General features: G+C 71.6%; 25 protein-coding genes, 1 tRNA gene and 1 pseudogene. 13 read left to right on the top strand and 14 right to left on the bottom strand.

The genetic code is table 11. The annotated features are described in order from the left end of the window. Positions 1–161 precede the first annotated feature (161 nt). Positions 162–317, top strand: a complete 156-nt coding sequence (locus AB0J71_RS01820) for a hypothetical protein (protein WP_364411990.1) — start codon at positions 162–164, stop codon at positions 315–317. Then, the gene (locus tag AB0J71_RS01815; RefSeq protein WP_364411987.1) at positions 314–1,264 is read left to right on the top strand and encodes an integrase core domain-containing protein; all 951 of its coding nucleotides are present in this window, start codon (positions 314–316) and stop codon (positions 1,262–1,264) included. Before AB0J71_RS01820 ends, AB0J71_RS01815 begins: the two co-directional genes overlap by 4 nt. Positions 1,265–1,297: 33 nt before the next feature. Here the strand turns inward: AB0J71_RS01815 and AB0J71_RS01810 are convergent, their stop codons facing one another. Then, a complete protein-coding gene (locus AB0J71_RS01810) occupies positions 1,298–1,933 on the bottom strand; it encodes a TetR/AcrR family transcriptional regulator (protein WP_352327071.1) in 636 nt (211 codons plus the stop codon). An 85-nt stretch (positions 1,934–2,018) separates the two neighbouring features. Here AB0J71_RS01810 and AB0J71_RS01805 point away from each other — a divergent pair, with 85 nt between their 5' ends. Both AB0J71_RS01805 and AB0J71_RS01800 read left to right on the top strand, forming a co-directional pair. Continuing rightward, entirely contained in the window at positions 2,019–2,411 is a 393-nt protein-coding gene (locus tag AB0J71_RS01805) for a DUF1761 domain-containing protein (protein ID WP_352327070.1), read from the top strand. Then, positions 2,408–2,818, top strand: coding sequence for a DUF1801 domain-containing protein (locus AB0J71_RS01800; protein WP_364411984.1), 411 nt, complete (start codon positions 2,408–2,410; stop codon positions 2,816–2,818). Before AB0J71_RS01805 ends, AB0J71_RS01800 begins: the two co-directional genes overlap by 4 nt. 205 nt (positions 2,819–3,023) lie before the next feature. Here AB0J71_RS01800 and AB0J71_RS01795 read toward each other — a convergent pair. Further along, positions 3,024–3,389 (bottom strand): annotated as a pseudogene (locus AB0J71_RS01795) (helix-turn-helix domain-containing protein); the annotation flags it as partial. A 299-nt stretch (positions 3,390–3,688) separates the two neighbouring features. Further along, positions 3,689–3,762: transfer RNA gene (locus tag AB0J71_RS01790), tRNA-Ile, on the bottom strand. A gap of 239 nt (positions 3,763–4,001) precedes the next feature. On the opposite strand from AB0J71_RS01790, the gene AB0J71_RS01785 reads away from it, so the two are divergent. After that, positions 4,002–4,529, top strand: coding sequence for a histidine phosphatase family protein (locus AB0J71_RS01785; RefSeq protein ID WP_352327068.1), 528 nt, complete (start codon positions 4,002–4,004; stop codon positions 4,527–4,529). Between the two features lie 308 nt (positions 4,530–4,837). Here AB0J71_RS01785 and AB0J71_RS01780 read toward each other — a convergent pair whose 3' ends face one another. Next, positions 4,838–5,770, bottom strand: a complete 933-nt coding sequence (locus tag AB0J71_RS01780; RefSeq protein ID WP_352327067.1) for a LysR family transcriptional regulator — start codon at positions 5,768–5,770, stop codon at positions 4,838–4,840. Between the two features lie 96 nt (positions 5,771–5,866). Here AB0J71_RS01780 and AB0J71_RS01775 point away from each other — a divergent pair, with 96 nt between their 5' ends. Then, a complete protein-coding gene (locus tag AB0J71_RS01775; protein ID WP_125631040.1) occupies positions 5,867–6,091 on the top strand; it encodes a DUF6158 family protein in 225 nt (74 codons plus the stop codon). Beyond that, the gene (locus AB0J71_RS01770; RefSeq protein ID WP_352327066.1) at positions 6,091–6,330 is read left to right on the top strand and encodes a hypothetical protein; all 240 of its coding nucleotides are present in this window, start codon (positions 6,091–6,093) and stop codon (positions 6,328–6,330) included. The genes AB0J71_RS01775 and AB0J71_RS01770 overlap by 1 nt, the downstream gene beginning before the upstream one ends. A 117-nt stretch (positions 6,331–6,447) precedes the next feature. Here the strand turns inward: AB0J71_RS01770 and AB0J71_RS01765 are convergent, their stop codons facing one another. Genes AB0J71_RS01765 through AB0J71_RS01755 form a run of 3 tightly spaced genes read right to left on the bottom strand, consistent with a single transcriptional unit; the run spans position 6,448 to position 8,242 of the window. Next, complete coding sequence (locus AB0J71_RS01765; protein ID WP_352353608.1) at positions 6,448–6,615, bottom strand: hypothetical protein; 168 nt, start codon at positions 6,613–6,615, stop codon at positions 6,448–6,450. Then, entirely contained in the window at positions 6,612–7,775 is a 1,164-nt protein-coding gene (locus AB0J71_RS01760; protein WP_364411981.1) for a hypothetical protein, read from the bottom strand. Before AB0J71_RS01760 ends, AB0J71_RS01765 begins: the two co-directional genes overlap by 4 nt. Next, positions 7,751–8,242, bottom strand: coding sequence for a hypothetical protein (locus AB0J71_RS01755; RefSeq protein WP_364411978.1), 492 nt, complete (start codon positions 8,240–8,242; stop codon positions 7,751–7,753). Before AB0J71_RS01755 ends, AB0J71_RS01760 begins: the two co-directional genes overlap by 25 nt. 214 nt (positions 8,243–8,456) lie before the next feature. Here AB0J71_RS01755 and AB0J71_RS01750 point away from each other — a divergent pair, with 214 nt between their 5' ends. Beyond that, positions 8,457–9,236, top strand: a complete 780-nt coding sequence (locus AB0J71_RS01750; RefSeq protein WP_352327246.1) for a putative hydro-lyase — start codon at positions 8,457–8,459, stop codon at positions 9,234–9,236. On the opposite strand, the gene AB0J71_RS01745 is transcribed toward AB0J71_RS01750, so the two are convergent. Beyond that, a complete protein-coding gene (locus tag AB0J71_RS01745; RefSeq protein ID WP_352327245.1) occupies positions 9,145–11,418 on the bottom strand; it encodes an excinuclease ABC subunit UvrA in 2,274 nt (757 codons plus the stop codon). The two genes, AB0J71_RS01750 and AB0J71_RS01745, sit on opposite strands and share 92 nt — an antisense overlap. Before the next feature lie 52 nt (positions 11,419–11,470). Here AB0J71_RS01745 and AB0J71_RS01740 point away from each other — a divergent pair, with 52 nt between their 5' ends. Continuing rightward, positions 11,471–12,091 carry a TetR/AcrR family transcriptional regulator gene (locus tag AB0J71_RS01740; protein ID WP_352327244.1) on the top strand — a complete coding sequence of 207 codons (621 nt, stop codon included), beginning with the start codon at positions 11,471–11,473 and terminating at the stop codon, positions 12,089–12,091. On the opposite strand, the gene AB0J71_RS01735 is transcribed toward AB0J71_RS01740, so the two are convergent. Further along, a complete protein-coding gene (locus AB0J71_RS01735; RefSeq protein WP_352327243.1) occupies positions 12,033–12,629 on the bottom strand; it encodes an AAA family ATPase in 597 nt (198 codons plus the stop codon). The genes AB0J71_RS01740 and AB0J71_RS01735 overlap by 59 nt on opposite strands. Positions 12,630–12,714: 85 nt before the next feature. Between AB0J71_RS01735 and secY the strand changes: the two genes are divergently transcribed. After that, the gene (gene secY / locus AB0J71_RS01730) at positions 12,715–14,004 is read left to right on the top strand and encodes a preprotein translocase subunit SecY (RefSeq protein WP_364411975.1); all 1,290 of its coding nucleotides are present in this window, start codon (positions 12,715–12,717) and stop codon (positions 14,002–14,004) included. A 52-nt stretch (positions 14,005–14,056) separates the two neighbouring features. Here secY and AB0J71_RS01725 read toward each other — a convergent pair whose 3' ends face one another. From AB0J71_RS01725 to AB0J71_RS01715, 3 genes are all read right to left on the bottom strand, one after another. After that, entirely contained in the window at positions 14,057–14,755 is a 699-nt protein-coding gene (locus AB0J71_RS01725) for a response regulator transcription factor (protein WP_352327241.1), read from the bottom strand. Between the two features lie 80 nt (positions 14,756–14,835). Beyond that, positions 14,836–16,089: a histidine kinase gene (locus AB0J71_RS01720; protein ID WP_364411972.1), complete on the bottom strand. Its 1,254-nt coding sequence runs from the start codon at positions 16,087–16,089 to the stop codon at positions 14,836–14,838. A 208-nt stretch (positions 16,090–16,297) separates the two neighbouring features. Further along, complete coding sequence (locus AB0J71_RS01715; RefSeq protein ID WP_352327239.1) at positions 16,298–17,203, bottom strand: aryldialkylphosphatase; 906 nt, start codon at positions 17,201–17,203, stop codon at positions 16,298–16,300. 149 nt (positions 17,204–17,352) lie between these two features. On the opposite strand from AB0J71_RS01715, the gene AB0J71_RS01710 reads away from it, so the two are divergent. Both AB0J71_RS01710 and AB0J71_RS01705 read left to right on the top strand, forming a co-directional pair. Further along, complete coding sequence (locus tag AB0J71_RS01710) at positions 17,353–17,808, top strand: TIGR02611 family protein (RefSeq protein ID WP_352327238.1); 456 nt, start codon at positions 17,353–17,355, stop codon at positions 17,806–17,808. Between the two features lie 72 nt (positions 17,809–17,880). After that, complete coding sequence (locus tag AB0J71_RS01705; RefSeq protein ID WP_364411969.1) at positions 17,881–18,810, top strand: hypothetical protein; 930 nt, start codon at positions 17,881–17,883, stop codon at positions 18,808–18,810. On the opposite strand, the gene AB0J71_RS01700 is transcribed toward AB0J71_RS01705, so the two are convergent. Continuing rightward, the gene (locus AB0J71_RS01700; protein WP_352327236.1) at positions 18,805–19,125 is read right to left on the bottom strand and encodes a co-chaperone GroES; all 321 of its coding nucleotides are present in this window, start codon (positions 19,123–19,125) and stop codon (positions 18,805–18,807) included. The two genes, AB0J71_RS01705 and AB0J71_RS01700, sit on opposite strands and share 6 nt — an antisense overlap. A gap of 75 nt (positions 19,126–19,200) precedes the next feature. Then, positions 19,201–20,136 (bottom strand): endonuclease/exonuclease/phosphatase family protein, encoded by a 936-nt coding sequence (locus AB0J71_RS01695; protein WP_364411966.1) that lies wholly within the window; start codon positions 20,134–20,136, stop codon positions 19,201–19,203. 55 nt (positions 20,137–20,191) lie between these two features. On the opposite strand from AB0J71_RS01695, the gene AB0J71_RS01690 reads away from it, so the two are divergent. Continuing rightward, positions 20,192–21,445, top strand: coding sequence for an ArgE/DapE family deacylase (locus AB0J71_RS01690; protein WP_364411963.1), 1,254 nt, complete (start codon positions 20,192–20,194; stop codon positions 21,443–21,445). Positions 21,446–21,455 lie beyond the last annotated feature (10 nt).

Below are 21,455 nucleotides of genomic sequence, written 5' to 3'. Positions count from 1 at the left end.
GGGAGATCTACCTGATCTTCGTTGGACGTAGTTGTCGCCGTCATCTCTGCGCCTGCCGAAAATTACATCGGCCGAGGTCATGACCATGTGAGGCCTTCTCGTGGCGGCGCGAACTCAGGGCCACCCGGGGGACGGAAACGCGTGCGGCAGGATGAGGAGTCGTGCTCCCTCGCCTGGCCTACCTCACCGTCACGAACACGTTCGCCGCGCTGCGGTTGCTGCCCCTGAGCGATCGGGACAAGGACGTGGAGATGCTCCCGTCCTGCGCCACCAGATCACCGTCCTCCAACGCCATGTCGGCGCCGACACCAGAGTGAAATTCGCACCCGAGGACCGGGCCTTTCTCGCCGCGCGCCTGACCTCACTGCCGCGTGAGGTTCTGCCCCGGCTGCGGCTTGTCGTCCGTCCGGACACCGTCCTGCGCTGGCACCGCGACCTGATGAGACGGCGCCACGCCCGTACCTGCCAGCCGGGCCGACGTGGGCGCCGACCCACGATCCGGTCCATCCGCGCTCTCATCCTGCGCCTGGTTCGGGAGAACCCCGGCTGGGGCTATCGGCGGGTACATGGTGAGCTCGCCACACTCGGCATCAAGGTCGCGCCGTCCACGGTCTGGGAGATCCTCAAGCAGGAAGGCATCGACCCAGCACCCGAGCGAGCCTCCACCACCTGGGCTGACTTCCTGCGCTCGCAAGCCGACGCACTCCTGGCCTGCGACTTCATCGAAACCGTCACTCTTACCGGGCAGCGCCAGTACATCCTGGCCGTCATCAAGCACGCCACCACGCGTATTCGTGTGCTCGGCACCACCGCTCACCCCACCGCCACCTGGGTAACCCAGGCGATCAGGAATCTCGTCATGGATCTGGAGGATGCGGGCAGCAGGGCACGGTCCCTGATTCGCGACCGAGACGGCACGTTCCCCACCCTCATCGAGGAGATCCTCGCCGAAGCCGGCACCCAAACCGTACTCACCGGCATTCGGATACCGCGGATGAACTCCATCGTGGAACGGCGGGCACCAACCTGCCGTCACGAACTCCTAGACCGCTGCCTGCTCTGGAATGAACACCACCTCCGCCAGGCCCTCGGCGAGTACGAGAAGTTCTACAACCAGCACCGCGCCCATCAAGCCCTCGATCAGGCAGCACCACTCCGCGCCGTCCCAGACCCGATCATCGAACCGGTGCGTGTCATTGACCTGACCATCCGCCGACATGACTGTCTCGGAGGCATCATCCACGCATACTCACATGCTGCTTGAGCTGCACGGACGTAGTTTTCGGCAGGCGCACTCTCAAGCGGGGGTGAAGGCGGCGAGGAAGATGCGGGTGCCCTCGTCGGCCAGTTCGGTCAGCTCCTCGGGGGAGCCGACGGCCGCGTCGCCCAGGAAGGCGACCCGGTTGGTGGGGATCGAGGCGATCAGCCAGGTGAACATGTAGGCCGCGCGTTCGGGGTCGGGGGTGTTCAGCAGGCCGCGCCGGGTGAGCCTGGCGAAGGTCTCGGCGAGGAGTTTCAGGGTACGCCCCCAGCTCCGCTCGAAGTACTCGCGTCCGATGCCCGGGAAGCGCTCCGCCTCGGCGATGACGAGGCGTCGCATCTGCAGGACCTCCCGGTTCATCAACCCGGCGAGCGTCATCCTGGCGTGGTCCCGCAAGGCGGTCTCGAGGTCGTCCGCCTCCGCGAGCGCGTGGATCGCGGGCTTGAAGTACTCGTAACCGCGGTCGACGGTGTCCAGGACGACGCCGGCGAACAGTTCCTCCTTGTCGGCGAAGTATTGGTACACCGTCCGTTTCGAGGCGCCGGCGGCGGCGGCCACCGCGTCCATGCTCGTGCCGACGTAGCCGTGGGCGGTGAACACCGTGCGCGCAGCCGTGAGGATCTCCTGGCGCTTGCGCGCCGAGCGGGCCTCAGCCCGTGCCGAAGCGGTCAACGAACTACCTCCTTGACACAGAACACTACCCGGTTTAGTTTACAAGCGTTGGAAACGATACCGTTTAGTTTACCTTGGAGGGAACGTGGGTATCGCGATCTCCGTCCTCGTCGCCTCGCTCGCGGCGTTCGTCATCAGCTCGACCTACTACGCTCTGCTCACCTCGACCGAGAAACGCCTGCTGGACGAGCGCGCCCCGGACCGAGGCGATCGGCCGCCGCCCCTGAAGATCCTCCTGGAGCTGGCACGCGGCCTCATCGTCGCCTCGGCGATCGCGGGCCTGGCCCGGTACGCCGGCCTCACCGACGTCAAGTCGGCGGTCGTGCTCGGCCTGGTGCTCTGGCTCGGCTTTCCCGCAGTGCTGCTCACCGGTTCCATGATGTGGGAGAAGACCCCCGCCGCCACCGCGACGCTGCACGCCGGCGACTGGCTGATTAAGATCCTCGCCATCTCGGCGATCGTGGGTGCCTGGCTGTGAACGACGTACGCCCCTACGAGAGGGACCCACGCGTAGATGCCTACATTGACGCCCTGCCCGGGTGGCAGCAGGACATCTGCCGACAGGTCCGTGACCTGATCCACGCCGCCGACCCCGAGGTCAACGAGACCATCAAGCGAACCGTACAGCCCTACTTCGTGCTCAAGGGCAACGTGTGCGCCCTGCTCGCCGCCAAGGACCACGTCAACGTGTTCCTGTACGACGGCGCCATCGTCCCCGACCCCGAAGGCATCATCACGGCCGGCCACGACAACAAGAGCGCCCGCACGGTGGCCTTCCGTCAAGGGGAAACGATCAACGCTCCCGCTCTCACCGCCATGTTCCGGCAGATCATCGCGAACAACCGAGCCGGCGGATGGCGCAAGCTGAAGAACCAGCCCGGATGAAGCGGCGGCCCCTGAAGCGGCGGCCCCGCCTGAAGGCTCCGGGGCGTCGGGCGTCCCGGTGTGCTTGCGGGTGCTCACCCGATCCGGAGCCGGACCAGCCAAAGGAGCGATCCCGGTCGGCGGCTGCGGCGCGGGGATCTATCCGAGGCGCCTGCGCCAGGACCTCGCCGCCGCACTTGGCTGGGATCGGACTCGGCCTTGCCCGGCCGGTGGGCCGGTCCAGCCATGCCAGGCGGTGCAGGCCGTGGCGGGTCAGGACGCGGTGCACTGTGGAGGCGGGCAGGCCCAGGATCGGGCCGATACGGGCCAGGCCGGGCTTGCGCCTGGTGCGTAGCCGGCACACCTGCGCTTCCAGGTCAGGGGCGGTGCGGTGCGGGGTGGTGTGCGGACGGCTGGGCCGGTCGTACAGGCCTGCCTCGCCTTCGGTGCGCCAGCGATGGAGCCCTCCGGCAGCGGATGGCGTAGGCCAGCTCGGTTGGGAGCCGGTGGAGGGCAGGCCGAAGACCGAGGCCAGCGACCGCGCTATCGCCTTGGACGCCGACACCGTCACGGCGCCACGCGCGCACCGCAAGCGCCAAGCCGCTGAGCGGTTGAGCGCGGGGGAGGCGTGTACGGACAGCGGATTCGTCTTCACCGACGGGATCGGCCCATGCCTGGAGCCGTCCCTGGTGGCGAGGCTGAGGGGGCGTTCTGGCTTGGGCTTCTGGTGGTCGTCTTTGGGGGCTGAGTTGATGCTGGACGTCTAAACGATCTACCGCCGGTACACGGTCCGTACGCAAGAGCAACCAGCGAGCGACCAGCCGTGATCAAAAACGGGATCCGAGGCTGGCGAAAACCGAGAAATCCCAGGTCAGACGCAGTTTTGAAGAGTAGGGCGGGTGGGACTTGAACCCACGACCCACGGATTATGAGTCCGATGCTCTGACCGGCTGAGCTACCGCCCCTGGATTCAGTTGTGACATGCGGTGTGCGGCTGGTGGATCTTGGTGAGGCTCGCGCATGTCAAGGCTAGAGCATCGGATCCGGGAGTGCCGCACGGCCGTATGGGGACGGGGTCCCGCGGACATCATTCCATGCCGGGCAAGGTTGGTGGAGTCGTGTCGATCATATTCGGGTCTCGGTTGGGGGTTGTGTTTGCTGTGGGCGGAATGGGAGGGGTTGGGAGGGGAGGTACGGTGCCGATATGGCGATCAAGGTGGTGTACGAGACGCACTCCATCACGGTGGACAACGAGATCGGGGTCGCCACCGGGTGGCTGCCCGGGGAGTTGTCCGAGCGGGGGCGGGAGCTGGCCGCCGAGCTCGGGGTGCGGAGGCGGGAGGTGGACGTCGTCCACTGCTCGGATCTGCGTAGGGCGGTCGAGACGGTGGAGGTGGCGTTCGGGGGCGTCAAGGAGGTCCGGCTCGACGCGCGGCTCAGGGAGTGCGACTACGGCAGCTACAACGGACGGCCGGTGAGCGAGGTCGCGGCCCTGCGCCGGCGGCACATCGACACGCCGTGGCCGGGCGGGCAGAGCTATCGGCAGGTCGTGGCGGCGACGGCCGCGTTCCTCGAGGACCTGCGGAAGGAGTGGCAGGGGGCCACGGTGCTGGTGGTGTCCCATTCGGCCAATCGGTGGGCGTTGCAGCACCTGCTGGACGGCACTCCGCTCGAGGACCTGGTGGACGCGCCGTTCGAGTGGCGGCCCGGGTGGGAGTACGAGCTGGCATAGCGCCTTGGTGTGCGCAGGTGGCATAAGCACCTTGGAGTACGAAGCTGGTCTAACGCCCTGGGGTGCGGGGTGGCATGGTGCCGGAGGTGCGGGGTGGCATGGTGGCTTTTCTGGAGGCGGGGGCCGGGTCAGGGTGGGATGGGGCCTGGTTGGTCGTGGTGGCGGGCGCCGGACATGGCTGATGCGCCGATCGCGTCCGCGATCAGCGCCGGCGGGTGGAGCTGGGTTGTCTCCCGCCACTGGGGGTGCCGTCACGGTAACGGCGGGCCCAGGGGGCGAGGAGTTATTACTTCACTCCTATCAGGGTGTTATGGCGCGGTGCCGTACGCCGGGTTGCGGGCGAGCCAATCGGAGTAGACCGGACTGCGGCGTACGGCCTCGGTGTGTGCCTGTTTGGCCTGGGCGACGACCCAGGTGGCGTCGGGGGCGGTGGGGTGGCGGCCGAGGAGCTGCCGCCAGCGCAGCGGCGCGCCGGAGAGCGGGACCATGGCCAGCCCCGGCAGGGCCTGGTGGGTCGCCTGGCAGAGCACCACGGCGCGGCCCACCTGGGCGAGGTGGGTGCAGGTGGGCACGTCCGTCTCGTAGATCGTTCCGGGGGTGAAGCCGGCACGGGCGCAGGCCATGGCGAAGCAGTCGGCGAAGCAGCCGTCGCCGGGGGTGACGGCCCATTGTTCGCCGGCCAGGTCGGCCAGCTCCACCTCCTTCTCCTTGGCGAGCGGATGGTCCTCGCCGACGAGGGCGAAGACCGGGTCGACGCTGATCGTCTCCCACAGGAGCGTTCCTGTGGGGGTGCCGGAGTCGCCGCAGGCGCCGGTCAGCACGTAGTCGAGGCGGCCGAGCTCGACCATGTTGATCAGCTCGTGCGTTGACCACGACGTGAACGTGGTGACCGTGCGCTCCGCGGCCAGCCGGTCGACCAGGCCGCCGAGTATCGGGCCGTTGGTGGCGCCGATGCGGAAGCCGGGGGAGGGGGTGTGGGCGAATCGTACGGCCTCGTCCTGCAATTCCTTGGCCGCGGGGAGCAGCACGCGCGCCCGGGCGAGCACCAGCTCGCCGAGCCGCGTGGGACGCGCCCCGTGGCGGTCACGTTCGAACAGGGCGCCGCCGAGCACCCTCTCGATCCGTTTGAGCTGGGCGGTGAGGGCCGGCTGCGCCAGCCCGAGCAGGGACGCGGCCTTGCTCACACTTCCCGCGTCCGCTACCGCGCGGACGATCCTGAGGTGCCTGAGCTCGAGGTCCATACCGGGAAGGTAAGGCGACGAATCGCTCCCAAACAATGGCTATATGTCAGGAATTGTGACAGATATTGTCGGGGGTGTCTGGGGTAGGGGGAACCCATGACGACGATGGGAATAGATCCGGCCCAGCTCAGCGACGAGGATGTGGTACGCGAGCTGCGGCAACTCCATGCCACTCGTAGTGACACATTCTTCCATGGATCAGACGATGCTCTGGCACGTCACACTTCCCGTACCAACGAGCTAGAGGCGGAATACCTTCGCAGGTTCCCCGACCGCGAGGTCGATCCGGCCAGGCTGAGGGAGGGGGCGAGGCAACGTTGATGTCCGAGGGGCATGACGTGCAGGAGCTGTCGGACGTCGACATCCACGTCTACGAGGCGGTGGCCTCGCAGGTGGTCGGGTCCGGCGGCGTGGCCGGCCTGGAGGCGGTGATCCGGGCGACCGGCCTGGAGGACGACGAGGTGCGCGACAGCCTGGCCGTTCTCACGGGCCAGGGGTACGTCGTCCCGCGGGGCGACGGGTACGGCCTCGGCCCCCACACCTTCGAGGTCGAGTACTGAACGGACGCGGACGGCTCAGCGCCGCCGCAGGGGGTGCCGGTGCGGGAATGCCGGTGCGGAGCCCGCAGGCCGGGCGTGCGGCCTGCGGGCTCGGTGGCTCGATCGGAGCCCGTACGGCTAGGGCTTGAGGGGGCGGAGGCGGGCCCACAGGACGAAGGCGGCGCCGAAGACGGCCATCGGCAGGCCCGTCCACAGGTTCACCGCGTCCCCCAGCAGGCCGGCGACGACGAGGATCACGCCGTACAGCAGGAACAGCCCGCCGATCACCATCCGGATGTCGCTCACAGGATCACTCCGTACAACAGGGCGGCCAGGATCACGGCGGCGGTGCCGAGCAGCACCGGCGAGCGGTACCAGCGGGTGTCGCCGGCCAGGGCGTCATCCTCCAGGTCCGCGGCGCTCAGGCCGTACACCAGGCCGCGCAGCTCCCGCTCCGGCTTGGGCGTGGTGACCAGCGTGACGATCACCGACACCACCACGTCCACGGCGAAGGCGATGCCCGCGCCCCAGAAGCTGGCGTTCAGCTCGGTGCCGAAGTCCACCACGCCGGCCTTGTAGGCGAAGTACGACGCGAAGGCGCTCAGCGTCCCCGCCAGCAGCCCCCAGAACCCGGCCCACGGCGTCATCCGCCGCCAGAACAGCCCGACGACGAACGTGGCGAACAGCGGCGCGTTGAAGAAGCTGAACAGCGCCTGCAGGTAGTTCATGATGTTGGAGTAGCCGGCCGCGATGAACGCCGTGCCCACGCCGAGCGCCACGCCGGCGACGGTGGCGACGCGCCCCACGTTCAGGTAGTGGCCGTCCGGCCGGTCGGGGCGTACGTGCGCCTGCCAGATGTCGTTGGTGAACACCGTGTTGAACCCGCTGATGTTGGCCGCCATCCCCGCCATGAACGAGGCCAGCAGCCCGGTCACCGCGACGCCGAGCACGCCGTTCGGCAGCAGGTCGCGCATGAGCAGCGGGATCGCGTCGTTGTAGTCCTGGCCCTTGCCCAGGTCGCCGAAGAGCACCAGCGCGATCATCCCCGGGAGCACCGTGACCAGCGGGATCAACAGCTTGGGGAAGGCGGCGATGATCGGGGTCATCCGGGCCGCGTTGGTGTTTCTGGCCGACAGGGCGCGCTGCACCTCGGCGAAGTTCGTCGTCCAGTAGCCGAAGGAGAGCACGAACCCCAGCCCGAAGACGATCCCGATCCAGTGGGCCTGCATCGGGTTGGCGCCGGCGGTTCCGGCCCAGGTGTGCAGGCCGCCCTCGCCGAGCGCGCTCTGCCGTACCTTGTCGAACAGCCCTGCCACGCCGCCGACCTTGACCAGGCCGAGGACGGTCAGCGGGATCAGCCCGGCGAGGATCACGAAGAACTGCAGCACCTCGTTGTAGATGGCCGAGGACAGGCCGCCGAGCGTGATGTAGGACAGCACGATCAGCGCCGACACCACCACCGACACCGGCAGCGGCCAGCCCAGCAGGGCCTCATGACCAGGGCGAGCGCGTACAGGTTCACCCCGGCGATGAGGATCTGCGCGACCGCGAACATGAGGGCGTTCAGCAGCTGGGTGGCGCCGTTGAAGCGCCTGCGCAGGAACTCCGGGACGCTGCGCACCTTCGAGCGGTAGTAGAAGGGCATCATCACGATGCCCAGGAACACCATCGCGGGGACGGCGCCGATCCAGTAGTAGTGCACGGTCATCGCGCCGTACTGGGCGCCGTTGGCCGCCATGCCGAGGATCTCGATCGCGCCCAGGTTGGCCGACACGAACGCCAGCCCGGTGATCCAGGCGGGCAGTCCGCGGCCCGCGAGGAAGAAGTCGAGACTGGAGCTGATCCGGCGGCGGGCGGCGAACCCGATGGCGAGCACGGTGGCGAAGTAGACCGCGATGAGCAGGTAGTCGAGGAGGTTGACGTCTAATCGCACAACCGGCCCGCTACCCGGAAAACACCGCGATAGCCGCGCCTCGGACCGCGCGCGGCGGGCGCCGGTTGTCGTGGAGGTGTGGTGCCGGTGCTGTGCGTTGGTTGCGGTGGGGGGTGAGGGTGTGGCCGGCGGTGAGGGTGTGGGGGCGTGGTGCCGGTGATGTGCGTGGAGCGGCGATGTGGACCGGGTGGGGCGGTCGCCATAGTGTCGAGAGGTGGACGTCGCCACCTTGACCCCCGCCCAGGCGCGGGCCCGCTTCCGCGTCGGCGAACGGGTGCCCACCGCGGGCTGGTGCCGCGGCTGGACGCAGGCCAACCTGATCGCCGTGCCCGCCGCCCTGCGGTACGAGCTGCTGCTGTTCGCCCACCGCAACCCCCAGGCCTGCCCCGTGCTGGACGTGGGCGAGCCGGGCGCCTGGTCGACCACCCTGTTCCGCGGCGACCTGCGCACCGACCTGCCCGGCTACCGCCTCTACCGCGACGGCGAGCCGGTGGCCGACCTGGACGAGGTGACCGGCCAGTGGCGGGACGACCTCGTGCCGTTCCTCATCGGCTGCAGCTTCACCTTCGAGGCGGCGCTGCTGGCCGCCGGTGTCCCGGTGCGGCACCTGGAACAGGGCAGGAACGTGCCGATGTACCGCACGAACGTGTCCTGCGAGTCCACCGCCTCGTTGTCGGGGCCGCTGGTCGTCTCGATGCGGCCGGTCCCGGAGGAGCTGGTGCGGACGGCCGTCGAGGTGAGCGGCAGGTATCCGCGGGTGCACGGCGCGCCGGTGCACGTGGGCGACCCGGCCGCGATCGGCGTGCTCGACCTGGGGCGTCCCGACTTCGGTGACCCGGTGGAGCTGCGGCCGGGGGACGTGCCGCTGTTCTGGGCCTGCGGGGTGACGCCGCAGGCAGCGGTCATGGCGAGCGGCGTGGAGTACGCGATCGGTCATCTGCCAGGGCACATGGCCGTGCTGGACGTCCGGGACGACGACTATCGAGTGACTTGACCAGATATTTCGCGGTATAGGTGGATGCTTCGGTCAGTTCGGCCGGGGTGCCTTCGAAGATCACCTCGCCGCCGTGCCGGCCCGCCTCGGGGCCGAGGTCGATGACCCAGTCGGCGTGCTTGACCACGTCGAGGTCGTGCTCGACGACGATGACCGTGTCGCCGCCGTCCACCAGCCGGTCGAGCAGGGCCAGCAGCGTGTCCACGTCGGCCATGTGCAGGCCGGTCGTCGGCTCGTCGAAGACGTACACCTGGCCGCGCTCGCGCATCCGGTGCGCCAGCTTGAGCCGCTGCCGCTCCCCGCCGGACAGCGTGCTGAGCGGCTGCCCGAGGGTCAGGTAGCCGAGCCCGAGCGCGCCGAGCCCGCCGATGCCCGGCAGGTCGAACAGGCCCGCGGCCTCCTCGGCCGTCATCGCGAGCACGTCCGCGATCGTGCGGCCCTCCACCGTGTACGACAGCGCCTGCTCGCTGTACCGGCTGCCCCCGCACGCGTCGCACACCCGGGTCACCGGGTCCATGAACGCCAGATCCGTCTTGATCTCGCCGCGCCCCTTGCACACCGGGCACGCGCCGGCCGAGTTGAAGCTGAACAGCCCCGGCCGCACCCCGTGGGCGTCGGCGAACAGCTTGCGCAGCGGGTCCATGGCGTCGAGGTAGGTCGCCGGGGTCGAGCGCGGCGAGCCGCCGATGGCCGACTGGTCGATGAGCACCACGTGCGGATGCCGGGCGACCAGCTCCTGGCGCATCAGCGTGCTCTTGCCCGACCCGGCCACGCCGGTGACCGCGGTGAGCACGCCGAGCGGCACGCGTACGGTGACGTCCTTGAGGTTGTGGGCGTTCGCGTTCTCGACGGTCAGCCAGCCGGCCGGGGCGCGCACGGCGTCCTTGAGCCCGGTGACCCGCCGCAGCATGCGGCCGGTCAGCGTGCCGCCGGACGTCAGCGCCGCCACCGTGCCCTCGAACACCACCCGGCCGCCCCGCGTGCCCGCGCCCGGCCCCATGTCCACCACGTGGTCGGCCAGCTCGATCAGGTCGCGGTCGTGCTCGACGACCAGCACCGTGTTGCCCTTGTCGCGCAGCTCGACCAGCAGGTCGCCGAGCCGGTGGACGTCACGCGGGTGCAGCCCCACGCTGGGCTCGTCGAAGATGTACGTCATGCCGGTGAGGCTGCTGCCCAGGTTCCGCACGGTCTTGAGCCGCTGCGCCTCGCCGCCCGACAACGTCGGCGTCCCGCGGTCGAGGCTGAGGTAGCCGAGGCCGATGGCGTCGATCCGGCGCAACGACTCCACCGCCGCCTCCGCCACCGGGTCGCGGAGGCCCTCCAGCACGCCGATGAGGTCGGTCACCTCCATCGCGCAGTGGTCGGCGATGGACAGCCCGTCGATGCGCGAGGCCAGCGCGGCCGCGTTGAGCCGCCGTCCGCCGCACTCCGGGCAGGTGGCCTGCCGCACGTACGGCGCCGCGGCCTTGTCGAGCTGGTCGAGGTCGCGCTTGAGGTGGACGCGCTCGAACCGGGTGACCAGCCCCTCGTAGGTGTTGGTGTACTCACCCCGGCTGACCTTGAAGCCGCCGCCGTACAGCAGCAGGTCTCGCTCCTGCGGCGTGAAGCCGCGCAGCGGCTTGTCCGGGTCGAACAGCCCCGACCTGGCGTAGAGCTGCCACACGTACGACCCGGGCGGGGCCATGCGGATCGCGCCCTCGTTCAGCGAGAGCTCCTCGTCGAGCATCTTGCCGACGTCGGCCTCCACCTTCTTCCCCAGGCCGTCGCAGACCGGGCACATGCCCTGCGGGTCGTTGAACGAGTACGCCGTCGCGGGCCCCGCCGACGGCTCGCCGCGCCGCGAGAACAGCACCCGCAGGATCGCGTGCACCTCGGTCATCGTGCCCACGGTCGAGCGGGCGCCGCCGCCGACCGGCTTCTGGTCCACGATCACGGCGGCGGTCAGGCCGGACATGCGCTCGGCGCGCGGGCGCTCGTGCTTGGGCAGCCGGTTCCTGACGAACGCGCTGAAGGTCTCGTTGAGCTGCCGCTGGGACTCCGTGGCGATGGTGCCGAACACGATCGAGGACTTGCCCGACCCCGACACGCCGGTGAACACCGTCAGCCGCTCCTTGGGCAGCCGCAGCGAGACGTCCTTGAGATTGTTCTGCCGCAGGCCGATCAGCTCGATGTCGCGCGACACGGGACACACCCCCAATAGCTTTGGCTACTACCTATAGCCTAAGCTATTCCATGTGGCTGACATTCCCGACCGGCGAGCACGACGACGAGCCGAGACGCAGGCCGAGATCCTCGGCATCGCCCTCGACGTGATGGCGGAGGAGGGCGTCGCGGGGCTGAGCCTGGCGACCGTGGCCAGGCGGCTCGGGATCCAGCCGCCGTCGCTGTACAAGTACTTCCCGTCCCGGCACGCGGTCTACGACGCCCTGTTCAGGCGCGGGCAGGAGGGCTATCTGGAGGCCGTGCGGCGGGGGGCCGAGGCGCATGAGCCGGGGCTGGCGGCCATGGGGCCGTCCCTGGAGGCCGGAGCGCGGTGGATCATGGAGAACCAGGTGCTGGCCCAGCTGATGTTCTGGCGGCCGGTGCCGGGGTTCGCGCCCTCGCCGGAGGCGTACGCGCCCGCGCTGGCCGTCCACGAGCATTTCGCCGAGCTGATCAGGGCCGCGGTCGGGCGCGGGGAGCTGCATCCCGACGCCGCGGGCGAGGAGGGGCTGGCCCTGGCCGCGAGCCTGATCGCCGGGCCCGTGTCCCAGCAGCTCAGCAACGAGCCGGGCGCCTCCTACGAGGAGGGGCGGTTCACCCGGCTCGTCCCCCGGCTGCCGGCCGTGTTCGCGGCGGTGTACCCGCCGCCGTGAGCTGGTCGCCGACCGGCGGCGCGCCCCGCCGGTTGTCGATCTCCAGGTGCGGCACGACGGGCGGCTCGTCCACCCGGATGTTCCGCAGGTAGTCGGCGAAGGCCGCCAGCTTGCCGGCGTCCCTGGCCAGGCCGCGCGCCTCCAGCCGGGCGCGCAGCGTCGGCCCGTCCGAACGCACCCACAACAGGCGCACGGGCGGGCCGCCCAGCTCCGCCACCCACTGAGCCCACCGCGCCGCGTCGTGCACCTGCGCGGTGAACGGGCCGTCGAGCAGCACCGGGCAGCCGTGGCCGCGGATCTGCGCGGCGATCCTGGTCAGGCCGGTGTACTCATGGTGCTTGACGTGCCGGTCGTACCAGGGGCCCTCGCGCTCGCCCTGGTCGCGGCCGTGGGCCCGCAGGACCTCCGCGACGAGGTCGCCGTAGACGGTGTCCTTGTCGAGCAGGGCCGGCACCGGCGACAGGCGGGCCAGCAGCTCGGCCGCCACCGTGGACTTGCCCGCCCCCGGCGGCCCGCTGATCACCCACACGGTCGTCATGCGCCCAACCTACGCGGATCTGCGTATTCGGGTGCCTCGCCTGGGCGGACGACGTCCGGCGCGCCCGCGGACAGACTTCCTGCTCATGCTGACCGTCTTCGCCAGAGCGTTCCGGGTGCCGGAGCTGCGCAGGAAACTGCTGTCCACGTTGGGGCTGATCGTGCTGTTCCGCCTCGGCCAGATCATGCCCGCCCCCGGCGTGGACGTCGTGGCCGTGCGGCAGTGCGTGGGCTCGGCGAGCGGCGGCGTCTTCGACATGATGCAGATGCTCAGCGGCGGCGCGATGTTGCAGCTGTCGGTGTTCGCGCTGGGCGTCATGCCCTACATCACGGCCAGCATCATCCTGCAGCTGTCCGCCGTGGTGGTGCCGCGGCTCGACGCGCTGAGGAAGGAGGGGTCCAACGGGCAGGCGCGGATCACCCAGTACACCCGTTACCTGACCGTCGGCCTCGCCGTCCTGAACGCCACCACCGTCGTCACCCTGGCCCGTTCGGGGAACCTGCTGCCCGGGTGTGCCCGTCCGCTGCTGCGCGACCAGGGGCTGCTCGCGGTGTCCGTGATCGTGGCGACGATGGTCGCGGGCACCTGCGTGGTCATGTGGATGGGGGAGCTGATCACCGACCGGGGGATCGGGAACGGCATGTCGATCCTGATGTTCACGCAGGTCGTGGCGGTGTTCCCGGGGTACATGGCGAAGATCTTCGTGCTCACGCCGTTCGGGTTCGCGGTGATGCTGGCGGCCGGGCTGTGTCTGGTGGCGGCGGTGGTGTTCGTCGAGCAGGCCCAGCGGCGGGTGCCCGTCCAGTACGCCAAGCGCATGGTGGGGCGGCGCATGTACGGGGGGAGCAGCACGTACATCCCGCTCAAGGTCAACCAGGCGGGGATCGTACCGGTGATCTTCACCTCGTCGCTGCTCTACGGTCCGACGCTGGCCGCGCCGCTGCTCGGCGCGGAGGCGGGCGCCTGGGTCTCGCGCAACCTGACCGCCGGCACCCATCCGCTCTACATGAGCGTGTACGTGCTGCTGATCGTCTTCTTCGCCTACTTCTACGTCGCGATCACTTTCAACACCGTCGAGGTGGCCGACAACATGCGGCGGTTCGGGGGGTTCGTGCCGGGGATCCGGCCGGGCGCGCCGACGGCCCGCTACCTGGCGTACGTGTTGTCGCGGCTGACCGCGCCCGGAGCCCTCTACCTCGGCGTGCTGGCGCTGCTGCCGCTGGTGGCGTTCGCGATCCTGCGCGACCCCGGCACGCAGCAGAACTTCCCCTTCGGCGGGACCAGCGTGCTCATCATGGTCGGCGTCGGGCTGGACACGGTCAAGCAGATCGAGGCCCAGCTCCAGCAGCGCAACTACGAGGGCTTCCTGCGGTAGGCCGCGGGCCCGGCTCGGCGCGGCGGCGCCAGCCCGGCCCGCACGGCCCGGCTCAGAGCGGCGGTGCGAGCCCGGCCCGCATGGCGAACACCACCAGCTGGGCCCGGTCGCGGGCGCGCAGCTTCACCATGGCCCGGCTGACGTGGGTGCGCACGGTGTCGGGGCTGATCACCAGCTCCCTGGCGATCTCGTCGTTGGACCGGCCCGTCGCCACCCACGCCACCAGCTCGCGCTCGCGCGGGGTGAGTGTGTCCAGACCCTCGACGGGCTCGGCGCCGCCGCGGCCGAACAGGCCGATGACCTTCCTGGTGATGGACGGCGACAGCAGCGCCTCGCCGGCCGCCACCACGCGCACGGCGTTGACCAGCTCGTCGGGCGCGCTGTCCTTGAGCACGAAGCCGCTCGCCCCGGCCTGGAGGGCGGCGAAGACGTACTCGTCGACGGCGAACGTCGTCACCACGACGATCCGGGTGCCGGCCAGGGTGGGATCGCCGGCCACGGCGCGCAACGCGGACAGGCCGTCGGTGCCGGGCATGCGGATGTCGAGCAGCAGCACGTCGGGACGGGTGCGGCGGATCAGGTCGAGCGCCGCGGCGCCGTCGGCCGCCTCGCCCACGCACTCCATGCCGGGCTCCCGCTCCAGCAGCGCCCGCAGCCCCATCCGCACGACGGCCTGGTCGTCGGCGACCGCCACCCTGATCGCGCGCCCCCCGGCGTCGACATCGGGCGGGGCTGCGCCGGGGTCGTGCACGTCCGGGCCTGGCCGGTGAGGGCCTGGGCCGGCGGCGTGCGCGTCCGGGCCTGGCCGGTGAGGGCCTGGGCCGGGCGCGGTCATGCCTCGGACCGGGGGAAGCGGGCGGTCACCTGGAAGCCGCCGCCCTCGCGGGGACCGGCGGTGAGCCGGCCGCCCGCCTCGGCGACGTGGGCGCGCATCCCGGCCAGCCCGCGGCCCTCGGCGGCGCCGTTCCAGCCCGCGCCGCGGTCGGCCACCTCCAGGACGAACCCGCACGGCCCGTCGGCCAGGCGCACCGAGGCCCTGGTCGGGCCGGCGTGCCGGAGCACGTTCGTCAGGGACTCGCGGACCACCCGGTAGACGGCGTCCCTGAGATGGGCGGGCACGGCCGGGTCGGCGGGCTCGACGTCGACCGGCAGGCCGGCGGCGCGTACGCCCGCGACGAGGCCGGTCAGGTCGCCGGCCGGCGGGTCGATGCCGTCGAGCGCGGCGCGCAGGTGGGCCAGGGCGGTCGTGCTGGTCTCCCTGATCGCCCGGAGCGAGGCCCGTGCCTGCTCGGGGTCGTCGTCGAGGACGACGAGCGCGAGCCCGGCCTGCATCGCGATGGCGGCGAGCCCGTGACCGGCGGCGTCGTGCACCTCTCCGGCGATCCGGGCGCGCTCGGCCGCCACCGCCTCGGCCTCACCGGGAGGAACGGCCTCCGGCGCGTACGGGGTGGCGGCGGTCGCGAAGGCATCGGCGGTGGCGGCGGGCCCAGCGGGGCTGGTAGGCCCGGCAGGACGGGTAGGCCCGGCGGGACCGATGGGCCCGGCGGGACGAACGGTGGCGGCGGGGTGGGCGACCGCGGGCGCCGGGATCCCCCAGGCCGCACCCACCGGCCAGGCCCCGCGCCCCGAAGCCGCCTCCCCAGCCCCCGGACCGCACAGCCCCCCGCCCCCGGCAACGGACACCCCCGGAACGAACGCGGACGGCGACGTGCTCTGCGAGGCCGCCCCGGACGGCGACCCGATGCGAGAGCCGGCGGCAGACGGCGGCGTGCTGTGGGAGGAGAGCGCGGACGCCGGTGTGCTGTGGGAGGCGCGCGTGGAGGGCGGCGTGCTGTGGGAGGCGAGCGCGGACGGCGGTGGGGCGGTGTCGGAGGCGTGGGACGAGGGCGGGGGCTCGGCGTCGGCGGCGGCCGCCGCTGCCGCGGCCCTGGCCTGCGCGAGGCCGCTGAACGACCACGGGACGGCCAGCCACCCGGCCCAGGCCAGCATGACCACGACCGGGACGTCGCCCACCCGGCTCAGGCGCGACAGCGCCGCGAACGGCCTGCGCAGGCGCCCGCCGCGTTGCGTGTGCTCGCTCACCATCCCCCACCCGGCCAGGCTCGTGTCGCCCCTGATCCTAGCGAGTTCCGGGCGGCGAGGTCCGATCACCGCCCGCCCGGCCGCCCTGAGACGATCTTGCCGAGAGGTCCCGGATCAGCCCCACCGGCGCAGGGAAGCCGACCGGGTCCGCGAGTCAGCCGGTGAAGGGGAGCCGGTCGGGTCAGCGCATTCCGTTGGTCAGCCGGGCGGGTCAGCGCATGCCGTCGGTCAGCCAGCGCAGGGGGTTGTCGTGGGTGATCAGGCGGATGACGTCCTCGCCGGTGCCGGCCTCGCGCAGGCGGGGGAGCAGGCTGTGGAACAGGTGGGCGTAGCCGCAGCCGCCGTACCGCTGGACCTGGGCCACGCGGCTCAGGCCGGTGCTGAGGAGCAGGCGGTCGGCGTGGCCGTCCTCGATGAGGCCGAGCGCGATCCTGGCCGCCTGGTCGGGGCCGAGCGCCAGGACGCTGAGGCTGACGTACGCGCCCGCCTCGGCGATCTTGCGGGCGCCGCCCAGGTCGCCGGAGTAGCCGGCGGCCACGCGGGAGCCGGGCAGGTTCTCGCCGAGCAGGATCTCCAGCAGCGCCAGGGCGTTCTGGCCGTGGGTGGCGACGGGCAGGCGCGACTGCCGGGAGGCGCGGGCGGCGGCGCGCAGGCAGCGCTCCTCGCGGGCGGTGGGCTCGGCGCCCCAGCTGCCGACCTCGCCGATCACGCCGGGGAAGACACCCGTGCCGTCCACGCCGCTGGAGATCTCGGTCATCAGGCGCCGGGTGAGCTGCTCGACGTCCTCGTCGCCGACGTCGCTGAACGGCTGGGCGAAGAAGCCGGTGGAGGCGATCACCGGCACCCGGCTGCCCGCCGCGATGCGGGCCAGGGCGGCGGCGTCGCGGCCCATGCCGAGGCAGGTCAGGTCGACCACCAGGTTGAGCTCGTCGGACTGGCGCAGCTCGCGGAGCTCCGCGGTGACAGTGGTCTCCTCGTCGAGCCAGCGGTGGGGGTCGGAGTCGATGCCGACCGCCCAGCGCATGTCGTTGCGCAGGTGCTCGTGGGGGAGTACGGCGCCGTTCACCGCTGCCGCGCGAATGGGGCCGGTGACGGTGCGAAGGATGACCTCGGGCATAGCAGACATTAACCGATAGTTGCCGGAATCCCCTTCCTTCTGGCGGGAAATTTTACTCTTCGTCCTGTTTGGCGACCTGCTAGTGGTCTGCAAGTGTTCCTGTCGATGTGGGCCGTATCCTGAGAGACAGCCGACGACACGGGGGAGACGTGCCGATCCAGAACTCCGAGACGGGCGACGCCGACGTGATGAAGGACGAGGCCGCCGACCGCTCCGCCATGCCCGCCCGCCGCGGCGGCCTGAAGGGCCGGCTCGACGGCATACGGTCCACCCGCGCGGGCGCGCTCACGCTGAAGATCGTGGTCGGCGTCATCGGCGCGGTGATGGTGGTCGGCGGCCTGATCATGGTGCCGTTCCCCGGGCCGGGCTGGCTCGTGGTGTTCGCCGGGCTGGCGGTGCTGGCCACCGAGTTCCACTGGGCCCACCGGGTGCTGGAGTTCGGCAAGCAGACGCTGCACGCCTGGACGCAGTGGTACAAGCGGCAGGGCTGGACGGTGCGCATCCTCGTGCTGCTGGTGACCGTGGCCGCCGCCGCGGTGATCGTCTATTTCGGCATGCTGACGCTCGGCATCGACCTGCTGGAGATCGCCCAGCGTTTCGTCTAGTTCCGGAGGGGCTTTCAGACCGGGTCGTTATCGTTCCCGGAATCGCCGCCTTTCCCTGCCTATTCTGCGGGCGTGATCGCTCACCTCGCCGTCGTGCTGTCGCTGACGTTCCTCGCCCCGGCCGCCGCTCGGGCCGACCTGACGTTGCCGGAAACCGGCGGCATGAAATATCACGAGAGATCGGGCGACCCGGTCCGGCTCAGCGCGTACGGGCTCGGCACCGGCCGCACGTACCTGCGCGCCGCCGCCGGTGACGCCTTCACCCGGCAGAAGGGCCTGTCGGAGGTGGCGGTCTCGCCCGACGGCCGCCTGACGGCCGGGGTGCCGTCCTCGTACCGGGCGGGCTACGACTCCGTGGTCGTCACCGATCGGGCCACCGGCAGGGCCACGCGGATCCGTACCGTCAAGAAGCCCATGACGGCGGCCTACGCGTCCTGGTCCAGGGACGGCGGGAAGGTCGCGCTCACCGTCGAGCAGAAGATCGGCGGCACGTGGCGGGTGCTCGGCTTCACGGTGGTGGACGTGCGCGCGGGCACCGCGAGCACCGTCCGCGTCACGGGCCTGGCCCGGCGGGCCGGCTTCTGGTGGAGCCCCGACGGCAACCTCGTCAGCATGTACGGCACCGGCCTGCGCGTCTACCGCCCCACGGACGGCGCGGTGCTGCGCACGTACGCGAACGTGGGCCTGCCGACCGGCCCGGAGGACTCCTACGCGCCCTCGGGCAAACGCCTGACGACGTGGTGCCCCTCGCGGTTCAAGGAGCAGGTGTGCCTGGTCGACCTGGCCACCGGCACGATCGCCCAGCGCGTGGCCGTCAAGCCGGCGGCCCTGTTCGGCTGGTGGGACGACACGCACCTGATCGCCGTCACGACGGCCGGGAAGGGCCGCCGCCTGTCGGTGCTCGACCTGACCGGCCGGACGACGCGGGTGCTCGCGGACGTGCCCGCCGCCACCTGGGCCGCCGAGCTGTGGGTCAACTTCGCCAGGACCCGCGTGTCATAGGTACAGGCCCGTGCCGTGGTCGGTCTCCTGGGTGGCCACCGCGTGCAGGTCGCGCTCGCGCATGACGAGGTAGACCCGCGCGTGCACCTCGACCTCGAACTGGTCTTCCGGGTTGAACAGCACCTTGTCGCCCACCTTGACCGCGCGCACGTTCGTGCCGACGCCGCAGACCTCGCCCCACGCCAGCCGGTTGGCCATCTTGACCGTCGCGGGGATGACGATCCCGGAGCCGCTGCGCCGCTCCTCGGCCTCCTGCTCCAGCCGGATCATCACTCGGTCGTGCAGCATCTGAATCTCGAACTTGGGCGCTTCCACGGGTCACAGTTTACGAGCCGCCGCAGCTCCGGAATCCCGCGATCCTCCCAGGTCCTGTTCCCGCCGGCGTCCGGGTCACGGCAGCAGGAGCTCGGCGTACACCGGACGGTGGTCGCTGCCGACCGGCGCGAGCACCCGGAAGTCCCGCACCGCCATGCGCTCGCCGGCCAGCACGTGGTCGATCGTCACACCGGGCAGCGGCCCCCAACCGCCCCACGTCGCCGACAGGCCGCGGCCCATGGCGTCGGCCGCGTCGCGGTACCCGGCGGCCAGCAGCTCGCGGAGCGGGAGGTGGTCGAGGGTGGCGTTGAAGTCGCCGGCCAGCACGCGCAGCCGTCCGTCGCCGCGCGGCAGGCGTTGCAGCCCCGCCAGCCAGCACGGCCGCCTGCCCGTCCGCTTGGGGGCGCACGGATGCACCGAGACGATCTCCACCCGGGCCCCGCCGGGATGTCTCAGCACGGCCGTGGCCTGGCCGAACCCGCCCGCCTCGATCAGCTCGCCCGCGGTGAGGGGATGGCGGGCGTACACGGCCGAGCCGCCCGCGCCCGGGGCGGGCCACGTCACCGCGTACGGCAGCAGCTCGCGCAGCCCGGCCGCCGCCAGCCGCCGCCCGGCGAGGGGCGTGAACTCCTGCAACGTCAGCACGTCCGGCCGCAGCGACCTGACCTGCGCGGTCAGGCCGGCCGCGTCGGCCGTGCCGAGCAGCAGGTTGGCGGCCAGCACGCGCAGCGCCGCGCCGTGGGCGGCCGGCGCGGCGTCGGGCAGGGCGTCGGGCAGGGCGCGGGGCAGCACCGCGGCGCCCAGCGCCAGCACCGTGACCAGCGCGACCGCGCCCGCCGCCCACCGCCGCAGCAGCCCGGCCAGGGCCAGGCCCAGCGCCGCCCCCACCGCCGCGTGCGGCGTGAACGCGACCACCGGCACCCACGGCCAGTCCGGCTCGAACCCGCTCAGGCGCACCGCCGCCCAGACGGCGAACGGCGTCACCGCGATCCAGCTCATCCAGCTACGCACGTCCTGTATCGCCATATATCGTGAAAGGCGTTCACGGCGTGAGAAAGTGTGCTCCATGCGCGACGTGGAAGCCAGGGTCCTGAACGCCATCGACGAGGCGGAGACCGTCGGCCTGCTGGCCGAGACGGTGCGCGTCCCGAGCGTCACGGGCACCGACGCCGAGTCCGACCTCCAGCACCGCTTCGCCCGCCTGCTCACCGAGGCCGGCCTGGACGTGGACGTCTGGAAACTCGACCTCGCCGACCTCACCGCGCGCGCCGGCTTCCCCGGCACCGAGGCCCCCAGGCAGGAGGGTTACGGCGTCGTCGCCGTGACCGAGGGCGAAGGCGCGCCGGCACTCGCCCTCCAGGGCCACGTGGACGTCGTCCCGACTGGCGACCTGGCCAAATGGGAGGGCAGCGACCCGTTCGCCGCCCGGATCACCGGCGACGTGCTGCACGGCAGGGGCGCCTGCGACATGAAGGCCGGCCTGGTGGCCAACCTGGCCGTCGTACGGGCGCTGAAGCGGGCGGGGGTGCGCCTGGCCAGGCCCCTCGCGGTGCACTGCGTGATCAGCGAGGAGGACGGCGGCCTCGGCGCGTTCGCCACCCTGGCCAGGGGGCACACGGCGGAGGCCGCCGTGATCACCGAGCCCACCAGCGGCGCGGTCATCACCGCCAACGCCGGCGCGCAGACCTTCCGGCTGGAGATCGCCGGCCGCGCCGCGCACGGCGCCACGCGGTACGAGGGCGTCAACGCGATCGAGGTCTTCTGGCCGGTGTTCGAGGCGATCAGGCGTCTGGAGGCCGAACGCAACCGGGACGTGCCGGAGCTCTTCGGCGACAACCCCATGCCGTATCCCATCGAGGTCGGCACCGTGCGGGCCGGCGACTGGGCGAGCACCGTGCCCGACCTGCTGGTGGCCGAGGGACGCCTCGGTGTGCGGCTGGAGGAGGACCCGGCCGCGGCGCGGGCGGCCTTCGAGGAGGCCGTCGCCTCGACCGGTCACCCGTGGCTGCGGGACAACCCGCCCGCGGTGACCTGGCCGGGCGGCCAGTTCGCCAGCGGCCGGCTGCCCGCCGGGCACGAGCTGCTCGGCGCGGTGAACGAGGCCGTCGCCGACGTCGCGGGCCGCCGTCCGGCCGAGGCCGCCGCGCCGTACGGGAGCGACCTGCGCCTGTACGCTGCGGGCGGCGTCCCGACGCTGCACTACGGCCCGGGGGACGTCCGGTTCGCGCACGCGCCCAGGGAGCAGGTCGAGCTGGCCGAGCTGCGCGAGGTCACCCGCGCGCTGGCGCTGCTCGCGGTGCGCCGCTGCGGAGTCCTGTGAGCGGTTCCCG

Origin of the sequence: Nonomuraea sp. NPDC049637 (genome assembly GCF_040675235.1) — a bacterium.
In the GTDB taxonomy this organism is placed as follows: domain Bacteria; phylum Actinomycetota; class Actinomycetes; order Streptosporangiales; family Streptosporangiaceae; genus Nonomuraea.
The sequence above is the reverse complement of the archived record's forward strand: the minus strand, read 5'-3'. Positions and strand labels throughout refer to the sequence as shown.

Coding starts and splice junctions, on each gene's coding strand:
- AB0J71_RS01770 (WP_352327066.1), top strand. CDS start 6,091: ATGTCCGAGGGGCATGACGTGCAGGAGCTGTCGGACGTCGACATCCAC.
- AB0J71_RS01690 (WP_364411963.1), top strand. CDS start 20,192: ATGCGCGACGTGGAAGCCAGGGTCCTGAACGCCATCGACGAGGCGGAG.
- secY (WP_364411975.1), top strand. CDS start 12,715: ATGCTGACCGTCTTCGCCAGAGCGTTCCGGGTGCCGGAGCTGCGCAGG.
- AB0J71_RS01735 (WP_352327243.1), bottom strand. CDS start 12,629: ATGACGACCGTGTGGGTGATCAGCGGGCCGCCGGGGGCGGGCAAGTCC.
- AB0J71_RS01780 (WP_352327067.1), bottom strand. CDS start 5,770: ATGGACCTCGAGCTCAGGCACCTCAGGATCGTCCGCGCGGTAGCGGAC.
- AB0J71_RS01720 (WP_364411972.1), bottom strand. CDS start 16,089: ATGGTGAGCGAGCACACGCAACGCGGCGGGCGCCTGCGCAGGCCGTTC.
- AB0J71_RS01715 (WP_352327239.1), bottom strand. CDS start 17,203: ATGCCCGAGGTCATCCTTCGCACCGTCACCGGCCCCATTCGCGCGGCA.
- AB0J71_RS01775 (WP_125631040.1), top strand. CDS start 5,867: ATGACGACGATGGGAATAGATCCGGCCCAGCTCAGCGACGAGGATGTG.
- AB0J71_RS01785 (WP_352327068.1), top strand. CDS start 4,002: ATGGCGATCAAGGTGGTGTACGAGACGCACTCCATCACGGTGGACAAC.